Origin of the sequence: Pseudomonas nitroreducens (genome assembly GCF_014204515.1) — a bacterium.
GTDB classification, from domain to species: Bacteria; Pseudomonadota; Gammaproteobacteria; order Pseudomonadales; family Pseudomonadaceae; genus Pseudomonas; species Pseudomonas nitritireducens_A.
This window is the reverse complement of sequence record NZ_JACHLI010000005.1, coordinates 187914-201844: the sequence shown is the minus strand read 5'-3', so window position 1 is coordinate 201844 and position 13931 is coordinate 187914. Positions and strand designations below refer to the sequence as shown.

At 61.4% G+C, this 13931-nt stretch carries 10 protein-coding genes and 1 tRNA gene; all 11 read left to right on the top strand.

Annotation, left to right across the window (positions count from 1 at the left end):
* The first annotated feature begins 145 nt into the window (after nt 1-145).
* The 11 genes from HNP46_RS09100 to HNP46_RS09050 all read left to right on the top strand — a co-directional run bounded on the left by HNP46_RS09100 (nt 146) and on the right by HNP46_RS09050 (nt 13930).
* Nucleotides 146-625, top strand: a complete 480-nt coding sequence (locus tag HNP46_RS09100) for a MarR family winged helix-turn-helix transcriptional regulator (protein WP_184587954.1) — start codon at nt 146-148, stop codon at nt 623-625.
* Nucleotides 622-2103 (top strand): efflux transporter outer membrane subunit, encoded by a 1482-nt coding sequence (locus HNP46_RS09095; RefSeq protein WP_184587952.1) that lies wholly within the window; start codon nt 622-624, stop codon nt 2101-2103. The genes HNP46_RS09100 and HNP46_RS09095 overlap by 4 nt, the downstream gene beginning before the upstream one ends.
* Before the next feature lie 14 nt (nt 2104-2117).
* The gene (locus HNP46_RS09090) at nt 2118-3302 is read left to right on the top strand and encodes an efflux RND transporter periplasmic adaptor subunit (protein ID WP_184587950.1); all 1185 of its coding nucleotides are present in this window, start codon (nt 2118-2120) and stop codon (nt 3300-3302) included.
* 13 nt (nt 3303-3315) lie between these two features.
* Nucleotides 3316-4854 (top strand): DHA2 family efflux MFS transporter permease subunit, encoded by a 1539-nt coding sequence (locus HNP46_RS09085; protein ID WP_184587948.1) that lies wholly within the window; start codon nt 3316-3318, stop codon nt 4852-4854.
* 73 nt (nt 4855-4927) lie between these two features.
* Nucleotides 4928-5003: transfer RNA gene (locus HNP46_RS09080), tRNA-Thr, on the top strand.
* Nucleotides 5004-5309: 306 nt separating this feature from the next.
* On the top strand, nt 5310-6746 hold the full coding sequence (locus HNP46_RS09075; RefSeq protein WP_184587946.1) for a mannose-1-phosphate guanylyltransferase/mannose-6-phosphate isomerase: 1437 nt from the start codon (nt 5310-5312) through the stop codon (nt 6744-6746).
* 126 nt (nt 6747-6872) lie between these two features.
* A complete protein-coding gene (locus tag HNP46_RS09070) occupies nt 6873-7667 on the top strand; it encodes an ABC transporter permease (protein ID WP_184587944.1) in 795 nt (264 codons plus the stop codon).
* Complete coding sequence (locus tag HNP46_RS09065) at nt 7664-8884, top strand: ABC transporter ATP-binding protein (protein ID WP_184587942.1); 1221 nt, start codon at nt 7664-7666, stop codon at nt 8882-8884. Before HNP46_RS09070 ends, HNP46_RS09065 begins: the two co-directional genes overlap by 4 nt.
* A complete protein-coding gene (locus HNP46_RS09060; protein ID WP_184587940.1) occupies nt 8881-9978 on the top strand; it encodes an FkbM family methyltransferase in 1098 nt (365 codons plus the stop codon). The genes HNP46_RS09065 and HNP46_RS09060 overlap by 4 nt, the downstream gene beginning before the upstream one ends.
* A 44-nt stretch (nt 9979-10022) precedes the next feature.
* A complete protein-coding gene (locus HNP46_RS09055; RefSeq protein ID WP_184587938.1) occupies nt 10023-13028 on the top strand; it encodes a glycosyltransferase in 3006 nt (1001 codons plus the stop codon).
* The gene (locus HNP46_RS09050) at nt 13025-13930 is read left to right on the top strand and encodes an NAD-dependent epimerase/dehydratase family protein (RefSeq protein ID WP_184587936.1); all 906 of its coding nucleotides are present in this window, start codon (nt 13025-13027) and stop codon (nt 13928-13930) included. Before HNP46_RS09055 ends, HNP46_RS09050 begins: the two co-directional genes overlap by 4 nt.
* Nucleotide 13931: the final 1 nt, after the last annotated feature.

Below are 13931 nucleotides of genomic sequence, written 5' to 3'. Positions count from 1 at the left end.
TCGGCTCATCCCGATGCTATTCCCGATCCAATCACGCTTCATCGAACGCATTGTTGCGTAATCGCGACAATCCAGCCTTGTCAATTGCTGCCTAGGCAGTATCATTTCGAAACAATTTACTGCCTAAGCAGCTTTCTGTTTTGACATGAATCACTACGACGCCACGGACTTTCCGTTCAAGGGCTCCATCGGCCAACTGCTGGGCGCCACGGCGATCCTCAAGGACCGCCTGATGGACAAGCACCTTTCCCACCTGGACATCACCGCGGCCCAGTTCAAGGTGCTGTTCTTCGTTGGCCAGGGCCGCGCCAACACCCCGGCCGAACTGTGCCGTGAGCTGTCCATCGACAGCGGCTCGATGACCCGCATGCTCGACCGTCTCGCGCGCAAGGACCTGCTGGTCCGCGAGCCCTGCCAGAACGACCGCCGCAGTGTGCGCCTGAGCCTCAGCTCCGCGGGTGAGGCGGTGAACGACGAAGCTCCGCGCATCGCCTCTGCCGCCATGAACGAACTGGTTGGCGGGCTTTCCCGCGACGAACTGCACACCCTCACCGGGCTGCTCGACAAGATCCTGCGCGCCCACGGCGCCGCGGCCAATTGCGCGGCGCAGGAGAAATCAACATGAACCACCTGCGAATCGCCCTGCTGCCGGCCGCTGTGTTCGCCGCCGTGCTGGGGCTGGCCGGCTGCGTCAGCTCCTCGGGGCTGAGCAGTAGCGGCAAAGCCATCGACCCCGCCAGCCTGAAGGCCGGCGTCAGCCTCGATGGGACACCGCTGTCGCCGGCCGCCTGGCCCAGCGAACGCTGGTGGACCAGCCTGGGTGACACCCAGCTTGACGGCCTGATCGACGAAGCCCTGCGCGGCACCCCGGACCTCGATATCGCCAGCGCCCGCGCCCGCCAGGCCAGCGCCGCGGCCCAGGCGCAGGACGCCGAGCGCCTGCCGACCGTCAAGGGCAGCGCCAGCTACGCCGGCATCCGTGCTCCGACCTCGGTGCTGCCGGCGCCCACCGGCGGCCACTATTCGGCAGTGAAGTACCTGTCGCTGAGCTTCAGCTACGACCTCGATCTCTGGGGCGGCCAGCGCGACGCCTGGGAAGCCGCCCTCGGCCAGGCCAACGCCGCCGAAGTCGATCGCCAGGCCGCCGCCATCACCCTCTCGACCAACGTCGCCCGCGCCTACAGCGAACTGGCCCACGCCTTCGTTGCCCGGGACCTGGCCAAGGACGAGCTGGAGCGCTCGCAGCATCTCTTCCAGCTCAGCCAGAAGCGCATGGACGCCGGCCTGGACAGCAAGGTCCAGCTGCAGCAGACGCAATCCCAGGTGGCCAGCGCCAAGCAGCAACTGGCGGCGGCGGAACAGGACATCGCCAGCGACCGCATCGCCCTCGCCGTCCTGCTCGGCCAGGGCCCGGACCGCGGCCAGCAGTTGCAGCGCCCGCAGGTGCTCAAGCCCGGCGCGCTGAGCCTGCCGTCGAACCTGCCGGCCGAGCTGCTCGGCCGCCGCGCGGATATCGTCGCCGCGCGCTGGCGGGTCGAGGCGGCATCGAAAAGCATCGACTCGGCGAAGACCGAGTTCTATCCCAACCTGAACCTGGGGGCGATGGTCGGCCTCGCCGCCCTGCACACCAGCGACGTGCTGCAGGCGCCGAGCCGGTTCTTCCAGATCGCCCCGGCGATTTCCCTGCCGATCTTTGACGGTGGCCGCCTGCGCGCCAACCTCGCCGGCAAGGACGCCGACTACGACCTCGCCGTTGCCCAGTACAACAAGACCCTGGTCAACGCCCTGGGCGAAGTCAGCGACGACCTCGGCAAGCTGCGCTCACTGCAGCAGCAGATCGACGACCAGCGCGATGCCCGTGATATCGCCAAGTCCAACTTCGACCTGGCCATGCGCCGTTACGGCGAAGGCGTCGGCAACTACCTCGACGCCCTCAGCGTGCAGCAGCAGTTGCTGATCGCCGAACGCCAGCTGGCCAACCTGGACGCCCAGCGCATCGACCTCTCGGTGCAACTGGTCCAGGCCCTGGGCGGTGGCTACCAGCCCGACACCACTTCCACTGCCGCCCCGCTCGCCCAGGCGAACGCGGCCGCCGCGCACTGAACGAGGCACCCGACATGAGCACCGCCACCCAAGAAACCTCCACCAGCAATCCCAAGCGCAAGCGCTGGTTGCTGATCCTGCTCGCCGTGGTGATCCTCGCCGGCCTCGCCAGCCTCGCCTGGGAAATCCTCTACGGCCGCTGGCACGAGGGCACCGACGACGCCTACGTGAACGGCAACGTCGTACAGATCACCCCGCAGATCACCGGCACCGTGGTCAGCATCGGCGCCGACGACGGCGACCTGGTGCACAAGGGCCAGGTACTGGTGAAGTTCGATCCCAGCGACGCCGACATCGCCCTGCAGCAGGCCGAAGCCAACCTCGCGCGCACCGTGCGCCAGGTGCGCGGGCTGTTCAGCAACGTCGATGGCTACAAGGCCGACGTGGCCGCGAAGAAGGTCGCCCTGACCAAGGCCGAGGCGGATTTCAAGCGCCGGCAGAACCTCGCTAGCGACGGCGCCATCTCCCAGGAGGAACTGGCCCACGCCCGCGACGCCCTGGACACCGCACGCAGCTCGCTGACCACTTCCGAACAGCAGCTGGACACCAACCGCGCCCTGGTCGACGACACCGTGATCGCCTCCCACCCGGACGTCAAAGCCGCCGCCGCCAAGCTGCGCCAGGCCTACCTGGACGACGCCCGTGCGGTGATCATCGCGCCGGTCACCGGCTACGTCGCCAAGCGCACCGTGCAGGTCGGCCAGCGCGTGCAGCCGGGCGCCGCGCTGATGGCGGTGATCCCGCTGGACCAGGTGTGGATCGACGCCAACTTCAAGGAAACCCAGCTCAAGCACATGCGCATCGGCCAGCCGGTGGAAATCCGCTCCGACCTCTACGGCAGCGAAGTGAAGTACTCCGGCACCGTCGACAGCCTCGGCGTCGGCACTGGCAGCGCCTTCTCCCTGCTGCCGGCGCAGAACGCCACCGGCAACTGGATCAAGATCGTCCAGCGCGTGCCGGTACGCATCCGCATCAACGCCGAGGAACTGACGAAGAATCCGCTGCGCATCGGCCTGTCCATGGACGTCAACGTCAGCCTGCACGACCAGAGCGGCCCCGCCCTCGCCCAGCAATCCCCGCACGAGGCGGTGTTCTCCACCGACGTGTACCAGGAGCAACTGGCCTCGGCGGACCAGCTGATCGAGAAGCTGATCCAGGCCAACCTGGCCGACGCCAGCCACCGCACCGCGCAGCGCTGATCCGACCACCGTCATGAGCCAGCCCAACAGCAGCAGTTTCAGCCCGCCCAGCCTGGTCATGGCCACCATCGGCCTGTCCCTGGCAACCTTCATGCAGGTGCTCGACACCACCATCGCCAACGTCGCCCTGCCGACCATCTCCGGCAACCTCGGGGTCAGCTCCGAGCAGGGCACCTGGGTCATCACCTCGTTCGCGGTGAGCAATGCCATCGCCCTGCCGCTGACCGGCTGGCTGAGCCGCAAGATCGGCGAGGTGCGGCTGTTCATCGCCGCCACCCTGCTCTTCGTGATCGCCTCGTTCCTCTGCGGCGTCGCCCAGCAGATGGGCATGCTGGTGGGCTTCCGCGCCATCCAGGGGTTCGTCGCCGGACCGCTCTACCCGATCACCCAGACCCTACTGATCTCCATCTACCCGCCGGCGAAAAGGGGGATGGCACTGGCACTGCTGGCGATGGTGACGGTGGTCGCGCCGATCGCCGGGCCGATCCTCGGCGGCTGGATCACCGACAGCTACAGCTGGCCGTGGATCTTCTTCATCAACGTGCCCATCGGCCTGTTCGCCGCCATGGTGGTCTACCAGCAACTGCGCGCCCGCCCGGTGGTGATCAAGCACGCACCGATGGATTACATGGGTCTGGCGATGCTGGTGATCGGCGTCGGCGCTCTGCAGATCGTGCTCGACAAGGGCAATGACCTGGACTGGTTCGAATCCGGCTTCATCATCGGCGGCACGGTGATCGCAGTGATCGCCCTGGCGGTCTTCGTGATCTGGGAGCTGACCGACAAGCACCCGATCGTCAATCTGCGACTGTTCGTGCACCGCAACTTCACGGTGGGAACCCTGGCGCTGGTCGGTGGCTACGCCGGCTTCTTCGGCATGAACCTGCTGCTGCCCCAGTGGCTGCAGACGCAGATGGGCTACACAGCGACCTGGGCCGGCCTGGCAGCGGCGCCGATCGGCATCCTGCCGGTCTTCCTGTCACCGCTCGTCGGACGCTACGCGAACAACTTCGACCTGCGCCTGCTGGCCGGCCTGGCCTTCCTGGCGATGGCGGCGACCTGCTTCATGCGCGCCGACTTCACCACCGAAGTCGACTATATGCACATCGCCCTGGTGCAGCTGTTCATGGGCCTGGGCGTGGCGTTCTTCTTCATGCCGATCCTCAGCATCCTGCTCTCCGACCTGCCGCCGGACCAGATCGCCGACGGCTCGGGCCTGGCAACCTTCCTGCGGACCCTGGCCGGCAGCTTCGCCGCGTCCCTCACCACCTGGATCTGGAACCGCCGCGCCACCATGCACCACGCCTACCTGACCGAGAACCTCAGCCAGTACGACCCGGCCACCCGCGCCACCGTCGAACAGCTGGGCGGCCCCGGCCAGCACAGCGCCGCGCTGCTGGAGCGCATGGTGGAAAGCCAGGCCTACATGATCAGCACCATCGACTACTTCACCCTGCTGGGCTGGCTGTTCCTCGCCATGCTGGTGGTCATCTGCCTGGCCAAACCGCCCTTCGGCGCCAAGCCCGGCGCCGCGACGGCGGGCGGTCACTGAGCGAGACCGGCATCACACTGAAAAATCAGTGGTTTACACCCGGGGCGGGCTGGCTATAATGGCCGCCCTCCTTGCCGGTATAGCTCAGCTGGTAGAGCAACTGACTTGTAATCAGTAGGTCCCGGGTTCGACTCCTGGTGCCGGCACCATCTTCGAAAGGCCCGCAGTCATGCGGGCCTTTTTTCGTTTCTGCCCTCGAATAATCCAACGCTACAGGCTAAACAATATCAATTAGCCACATCTTACGTGGAGCCGGGTTTTACCCTACGCTTTCAGGGAACGTATCACCCGATAACCTGTCCAATCCCGCTTAAGTTGCAGCCGAGGCGTTTCCACCCAGCCCGTGCTTTGAGCGACAAGGTTCCTTGTGTATCTTCTGCAGCGCTCGCCCCGCCAGAAAGCAATGCGATTCCGGCGACGCTGCAAAGGACGAAATTTTTCAAAGGACACGATCAATGCTGATCCCAGTGATCATCTGTGGCGGTGCAGGCAGTCGGCTATGGCCGGTTTCCCGTGAGGCTCATCCGAAGCCTTTCATGACTCTGCCGGATGGGCAGAATCTCTTGCAAAAGACACTGCTGCGCGCAGTCGCTCTGGATGGCGTGACAGAAGTCATGACCGTCACCAATCGCGAGTTGTTCTTCAAGACCGAAGACGAGTACCGCAAGCTCAAGGCCACCGCCGGCTGCCTCAGCTACGTGCTGGAGCCGTTCGGTCGCAACACCGCGGCAGCCGTCATCTCCGCTGCGCTGCAGCTGGAGCAGACCCACGGCCCCGATGCGGTGATGCTGGTGTTGCCCGCCGACCACCTGATCCAGCGCAACGATGCGTTCGCCGACGCCGTCGCGCGCGCCGCGGCCCTTGCCTCCCAGGGCTGGCTCGTGACCTTCGGTATCCAGCCGCAATATCCGGAAACCGGCTTCGGCTATATCGAGTGCGACAGCCTTGCCCTTGAAGGCGGCCTGCAGGTCAAACGCTTCGTCGAAAAGCCGACACAGGAAAAGGCCGAGGAATACCTCGCGGCCGGCAACTATTTCTGGAATTCGGGGATGTTCTGCTTCCATGTCGGCACGCTGATCGCCGAAATGCGCACCCATGCACCCGACGTTCATGACGCCGTCGCGCAGGCAATCGAGGGCTCCCGACTGGCGGAGGGCCCGGCCCATCGCTGCCTGACCCTGGACAGCGACCTGTTCGGCAAGGTGCCGGACATCTCGATCGACTATGCCCTGATGGAACGCTCGAAGAAGGTTGCCACGGTCCCCTGTGACCTGGGCTGGAGCGACATCGGCTCCTGGAACGCGCTGAGCGAGCTGACCGCGGAAGATGCGGAGGGCAACCGCTTCGAGGGCGAAGTGCTGGTGCACGGCGCGCACAACAACTACGTGCACAGCCCGGAACGCCTGGCCGCGCTGGTGGGCGTGCAGAACCTGATCGTGGTGGACACCCCCGATGCCCTGCTGATCGCCCACAAGGAGCACACCCAGGACGTCAAGCAGATCGTTGCCCAGCTGAAGAAGAACGGCCATTGCGCGCATTTGCTGCACCGTACCGTTCATCGTCCATGGGGCACCTACACCACCCTGGAAGAAGGCCATCGCTTCAAGATCAAGCGCATCGTGGTCAAGCCCGGAGCATCCCTCTCGCTGCAAATGCACCATCACCGCAGCGAGCACTGGATCGTGGTGACCGGCATGGCCAAGGTCGTCAACGGCGAAAGCACTCGGATGCTCAACAGCAACGAGTCGACGTTCATTCCGGCCGGACACAAGCACCGGCTTGAAAACCCCGGCGTCATCGACCTCGTATTGATTGAGGTTCAGAGCGGCGACTATCTCGGCGAGGATGATATCGTGCGGTTCGCAGACAACTACGGTCGCGCCGAACGCTAGTCAACCCGCTGGGTGCCAGGTTCCCGCCGGAAGGGCTCTCGTGCCCTTTCGGTTCCGGGCTATCCTGCAGCAGCCCAGTGTCCAGCGCATTCAGCCGCACGCCCAGAAGACGCAGTAGGAGTACACATGTTCGGGATGCTCCGGAGCCTTTGGCACTACCGAAGCTTCATCATCTCATCCGTTCGAAACGAATTTGCCACACGGTTCGCGCGCAGTCGCCTGGGCGGCCTCTGGATGATTATCCATCCGCTGGTTCAGGTGGCCATCTATGCGCTGATTCTTTCCAACGTGCTGTCAGCGAAGCTGCCCGGTATTGAAAACAAATACTCCTATGCCATCTACCTGATTGCCGGCACGCTTGCCTGGAGCCTGTTTTCTGAAATCATTTCTCGATGCCTCAATCTGTTTATCGAGCACGGGAACCTGATGAAGAAGATGCGCTTCCCGCGCATCGCATTACCGGCGATCGTGGTGGGCTCGAGCGTCATGAACTATCTCGTTCTGCTGCTTGCGGCAATCGTGGTGTTCCTGACGCTTCGGCACGAGCTCACCCTCTATGCGCTCTGGATCATTCCGTTGACCTTCGTGGTCCTCATGCTTTCCCTTGGCATTGGATTGATTCTGGGAGTATTGAATGTCTTTATCCGCGATATTGGCCAGGTCACGCCGATCCTGCTTCAGCTCGTATATTGGTTCACTCCCATTGTTTATCCGGAAAACATAATTCCGGCATGGGCCCAGCAGGCACTCAGCTTCAATCCCCTGTATCCCATTGTCCGCGGCTACCACGACGCTCTGGTTTATGGCAGTGCACCCGATATCGCACAGCTCACCTATATCGCCCTGTGCTCATTCATGCTTTTGTTGCTGGGGCTCTTCATGTTCCGTCGCGCCAGCGCTGAAATGGTTGATGCGCTATGAGCCTGTTGAAAGTCAAAGGCATCAAAAAGGCCTATCGCACCTATGCGAGCGAATGGCTTCGAGTATTGAGCTGGTTCAATATCCGCACACGCGCCCGCGAAGAGCACTGGGTGCTCAACGGAGTATCGTTCGACATTCAGCCAGGAGAAGCTATCGGGCTAGTCGGCCAGAACGGCGCGGGCAAGAGCACATTGCTCAAGATCATTACCGGCACACTCCAGCCCAGTGATGGTAGCGTCCAGGTATCGGGGCGAATTGCCGCCATCCTCGAATTGGGCATGGGCTTCAACCCGGAGCTGACGGGGCGCAATAACGTCCTGCACGCGGCTGGGCTGATGGGCTTCTCCAGATCCCAGATCGAGGCGGAGATGGCCAATATCGAGGCATTCGCCGAGGTCGGCGAATATTTCGACGAACCGGTCAGAACCTACTCCAGCGGTATGCAGATGCGCGTCGCCTTTGCCGTAGCCACTGCGTTTCGCCCCGACATCCTGATCATCGACGAAGCATTGTCCGTTGGTGACTCCTACTTCCAGCACAAGAGTTTTGCCAGGATCAAGGAGTATCAGGAACAGGGGACAACGTTGCTACTGGTTTCCCACGATCGCGCGTCCATCCAGGCACTGTGCAGTCGAGCGATCCTCATCGACAAGGGTATCGCCCTCAAGGATGGTTCCCCCGAAGAAGTCATGGACTTCTACAGCGCCCTGGTTGCGGAGAAAGAAAACTCCACCATACGCACGGTGGAGCGGGACGACGGCAAGACGCAGACGACATCGGGTACCGGCGAAGCGACAATCGACAGTGTCGAATTGCGCAATGCCAAAGGACAACCCGTCGAGTTCATAGAGGTCGGCGAACCCGTCTCACTGGTCGTTCAGGTCGTGGTCAACTCACCCATTGAGTCGCTTGTGCTCGGATACGGCATCAGGGACCGCCTCGGCCAGATCATCTTTGGCACCAACACCTGGCATACCAGACAGGTGATCGAGCATCCCTGTGTCCAGGGCCGCTACGAGTTCCGCGCAAACTTCGATGCAGTGCTGGGCGTAGGCAGCTATTCCATCCAACTGGCCCTGGTCGACAAGGACACGCACTACACCGCCAACTATGAATGGCGGGACCTCGCCCTGGTATTCAACGTGGTCAACAGCACCAAGGACCTGTTCGTCGGCAGCAGTTGGATCGACTCTCGCATCGAGGTAGAAAGAATTTGAGCCTGGTTTCTTACGCGCAGAACTTCGAAGACATCATGCTCTGGAGAGCGCTGAAATCTGTCGACGCCGGATTCTATGTCGACGTCGGAGCCAACGACCCTGATCACCTGTCGGTGACCAAGCTCTTCTATGAGCGCGGTTGGCATGGCATCAATATCGACCCCATTCCCCAATGGTTCGAGAGACTGGAGGCCGTCCGGACGCGCGATATCAATCTGCAGGTTGGCGCCTCGGACCAGAACAGTGAATTACTGATTTATGAATTCGCCGACACCGGGCTTTCGACCTTTGACAAGGAAGCCGCCGAGAGAAACCTAAGCGAGCACGGGTTCTCGTACACGACCCGGACGGTTGCGACCGAACGCCTGACCGATATCTGCATGCGACACCGGGCCGATCCGATCCACTTTCTCAAGATCGACGTAGAGGGTGCCGAAGAACTGGTACTCGAGGGACTGGATCTCGACACTATCCGACCCTGGATTGTTCTGATCGAGTCGACGCTACCCTTGTCCCAGGTCGAGAGTCATTCGAAGTGGGAGCACAAACTGCTGGCCGCCCGCTATCGCTGCGTGTACTTCGACGGACTGAACCGCTTTTATCTTGCTGCCGAGCATGAAGAGCTTGCCGCTGCTTTTCTGACCCCACCCAATGTCTTCGACGGCTTCCGGACACACGAAGCCGTCACGCTGGAATGGCAGGCCGCAGAAGCCCGGCAACAAGCCATGGCCCTGCAGACTGAGAATGATCGTCTGGAAGCTCATATCGCGACTCAATTCGGCGAGCTGGACCAGTTGAAGCAGGAAGTTGCTCGCCTGGGAGCGGTGTTGAAAGACACACTAGAAGCCGAAGAGCTTCTTCGCAGCTCGGAGAGGGAACTGACATTGAAACTGGCGCGAGCTCAAGAAGAGCGTGAAGAAGCACGAGCGAACAATGAACGCGAGCAGGCAGACATCCGCGCTGAACTTCAGAGCGTAACAGCGGCCCAGCAGGATACTCTCTTCAAGTACCACAGCCTGCTGAACAGCACATCATGGAAAGTCACGGCCCCACTCAGGTTTGCTTCCAGGCTATTGCATAAAAAACATAGCTGAAAAAAGTAATTGTGGAATCAGAAATTCAGAATCAGGAAAGTACTTTGAAGACGAACAGCATCTGGCTTGATATTACGACTTCCATGCAGTGGCCCGGTGGTGTGGTAGGGATAGTGCGCGCAGAACTGGAAGTCGCCGCCGCCCTGAACCGACAGTTCCCCGAATTGCGCTTCAGCATGTTCAGCAGCGGACGATTCGTCGAAATCGATAAACGAGAACTGCTGTGGCTGCATGGCGATCAGAATGTCGCTGAGCGATATCTGGAAACCCGCAACCAGAAAGGCCGGCAGTTGGCCAAGCTGGAAGCTGCGGAGCAGAGCAGCAAGGTCGACAACTACCTGTCCGATCTTCAGGCAGAAACACCCAGCCGCTCCCTGCGCCTGGAGCGAGCGCTGCTATTGGCGGCAAGTGCACTGCCCTATCGCTACCAACCTGCGGGGCTGGCGCTGAGCTGGCTGCCGCGCAAGGTGCTGGCTGCTGCTATCCGCACCAATACCTGGCTGCGCAAGATATTACCCAGCGTGCCACAGCAGACGCCGGGAGCCACCAGTGCGCCTGCAGCGTCAGCCGAGCCGCTCAGCTACCCATACAAGAGCGGTGACCTGGTCGTCAGCCTGGGATGGCTGGACAGTGGCAAGGAGCATTTTTATACGCAGGTGAAAGAGAGAGAGCCGGGCGTCGCGTTGGCCTACATGTGCTACGACACCATCCTGCTGGGGGAATCCACCCACCATCTATATCGCCCCCAGGAAGAAGAAAGCTTCCGTACCTATTTCCAATGGATTTCGGAGAATTGCGACTTCATCCTCTATGGCGGTCGCAGCCCGCAACGCGATGGCGAGTATTACCAAAGGAAGTTCGGCTGGCCGACGCCACCGAGCATCGCCATTCCTTATGGCGGCACCGATCTCACCAAGAAAGCGGGGGAGCGCGATGACCAGCAACTTCTCGAAAACATTGGCATCAAGGGCTCGTTCGTTCTGACCGTCGGCACCATCGAAGTCCGCAAGAACCATGACACGCTCTACAAGGCCTATGTGTCGCTGATCGAGCGGGGCGCAGAAAACCTGCCCACCATGGTGTTTGCCGGCAAACCCGGCTGGCGCACGGGCGACCTGATCGACACCATCAAGCGGGACCCGCGCGTAGCGGGCAAGCTGCTGATCCTGTCGCCCAGTGACGCCGAGCTGGATGCACTCTACCGCAACTGCCTGTTTACCCTGCTGCCAAGCTTCTACGAAGGCTGGAGCTTGCCGATGCCCGAAGGGCTGAGCTACGGCAAGCTGTGCCTGGCATCCGATGTCGAACCGCTGCGAGAGATCGGCGGCGAATTCCCTGACTACATCCATCCGCTGGATGTGATGGGCTGGGCGGAGCGCATCGAGTTCTACAGCAACAACCCGGAAGCCCTGCGCGAAAGAGAATTGAATATTCGCGACAACTGGACAGGCACTTCCTGGGAGAAATGCGGCAGCGATGTCCTGGCGGCGATTCAAAGCTTCGCCACCATCGCCCAGTCCCGCCGTAGTACCAATCGCCTGTGGGTCGATCTGACGCTTTCCTACGCGGTGTGGCGCGGGGGCGTGACGGGCATTATTCGATCGGAGCTGATTCTTGCGCACCACCTGGAAAAACTGGTGCCAGGTGTGCGCTTCTTTGCTTTCCACGAAGGGCAATACTTCGAGATCCCTCGTGAGCGTCTGCACTGGCTGTTCGAAGATTCAGACGTAAACAAGGCCTATTCGAACTTCCAGAAGTTCTGGAGCGAAAAGGAAGCCCTGGGCGAGGCTCATCGAATTCCCAATTACAGCAGCATCAGTGGCAGCGCAGGCCCAGCCCCTGTTCTTCAACCGCATATTCCGGCCCTGGCCTATCTGGCATCTCCGGCGCTCAGCCGCCGCGGCCGACTCAAAACCGCGGCAGCCTATTTCGTCAGCATCCTGCCCAGAGCGCTGCGGGATATGGCGATCAATTATGCAAAGCGCAGCGGCAACATTCCGGCGCATGCCTTGACGGACGAAGAATACAAGCGCAACCAGGATGCTTCCCTCGGTCAGGGAGATGTCCGTATCGAGGCCCAGGCGCTGCTGGATGGCGCTGCGCAGAAACTTCCGTTCGGCCGCGATGACATGGTGTTCTCCGCCGGCATCAATTGGGATCCGAAGCCGCTGTCCGAGATCATCAAGGCCAAGCGTCAATCGCCCTTCCACTTCGCTCAGATCATCTACGATCTGACGCCGCTGAATACGCCGCACCTTCATGCCAAGGAAGCCTTCGACTGGTATCAGAAGTTCTTCTATCTGGCGGGTCTGGCGAGCGACAAGATCATCTACGGCGGTGAAACCGCCATGATCGATGGGCAGAAATGGCAGAAGGACCATGGCTGGGACGTCATCGATGGCCTGCCCATCAAGTTCGGTTCGGATATCGCGCCGCACACCGATTACTCCCTGGACCAGCAATTGCTGCAGGAGATGGGCGTGACCGGTCCCTTCATCCTCAGTGTCGGCACCCTGGAAATCCGCAAGAATCACGAGACCCTCTACAAGGCCTACCTCAAACTGCTCGAGGATGGCGTGGAGAATCTGCCCCAGATGGTCTTCGTTGGCGGCCCAGGCTGGAAAGCCCAGGACCTGTTCGAGGTGATCATGCGTGACGAGCGGGTGAAAGGACGCCTGCTGATCCTGCGTACCAGCGACCAGCAGCTGGACGTGCTCTATCGCCACTGCCAGTTCACCCTGCTGTCCAGCCTCTACGAGGGTTGGAGCCTGACACTTCCCGAAAGCCTGGGTTACGGCAAGTTCTGCCTGACCTCGGATGTCCCGCCGCTGCGCGAAACCGGACGAGATCTGGTCGAGTTCATCCATCCCTGGGATGTCGTCCGCTGGGCGGATCGCATCGCCTTCTATTCCAGCAACCCCGACGAACTGAAGCGGCGTGAACAACGCATCCAGGACGAATGGCACACCATCACCTGGAAAGAATGCGCGATCAACCTCACTGGCTATTTCAAACAGATAGCCCAAGGCAAATCGGAGGACAAAGCATGAAAGGCTCCCGCGTTCTCGTTACCGGTGGCAGCGGCTTCATCGGCCAGTACCTGATCAATGAGCTGAAGGAGCGTGGTGCGACCGTGCTCGGCACCTCGATGGGCACCAGGACCCAGGATCTTGTTCCGATTTCACTCTCCGACAAGGACTCGCTGACGCGAACCATTGAAGAGTTCGCGCCCGACTGGATCGTCCATCTTGCTGCCATCGCCCTGGTCACGCATGGCGACAGTCAGCAGATCTACGGCGTCAACGTTCTGGGCTCGGAGAACCTGTTCGAAGCAGTGCTGGCCGCCCAGATCAAGCGTCCGACCATGCTGCTGGCCAGCACAGCGGGGGTCTATGGCAACCAGAACGTGGAATTCCTCTCCGAGGACCTGGCGTACAACCCGTCCAATCACTATTCCTACAGCAAGATGGTCATGGAAATGCTCGCCAGGCAGTATTCCGACGACCTGAAGATCCACATCGTCCGCCCGTTCAACATCATTGGCTCGGGGCAGGCCGAATCCTTCCTGATTCCGAAGATCGTCCGCCATTTCGTCGACCGGGCCCCTGAACTGAAGCTGGGCAATATCAATTCGGTTCGTGACTATGTCGACGTCCATCGCTGCGCCTGGATGCTGGCAGAGCTGATGTCCAGGAATCACCAGGACCCGTTCACGGTGAACCTGTGCGCCGGTCGTGGCTGGACCGGTTACGACGTACTCGACTGCCTGACCGAGATCAGTGGCTATCGTCCGGCCATCGAAGTGTCAGACAAGTTCGTGCGCAAGAACGAGGTCTGGCGCCTGGTGGGTGACCATCACCGGCTGCACGAGCTGCTCCAGGCCAATCCCAGGCTGCCGGATCTCAAGCAGATCCTCGAGTCGATGTACAACTCCCTTAAGCAGGACGCCTGAG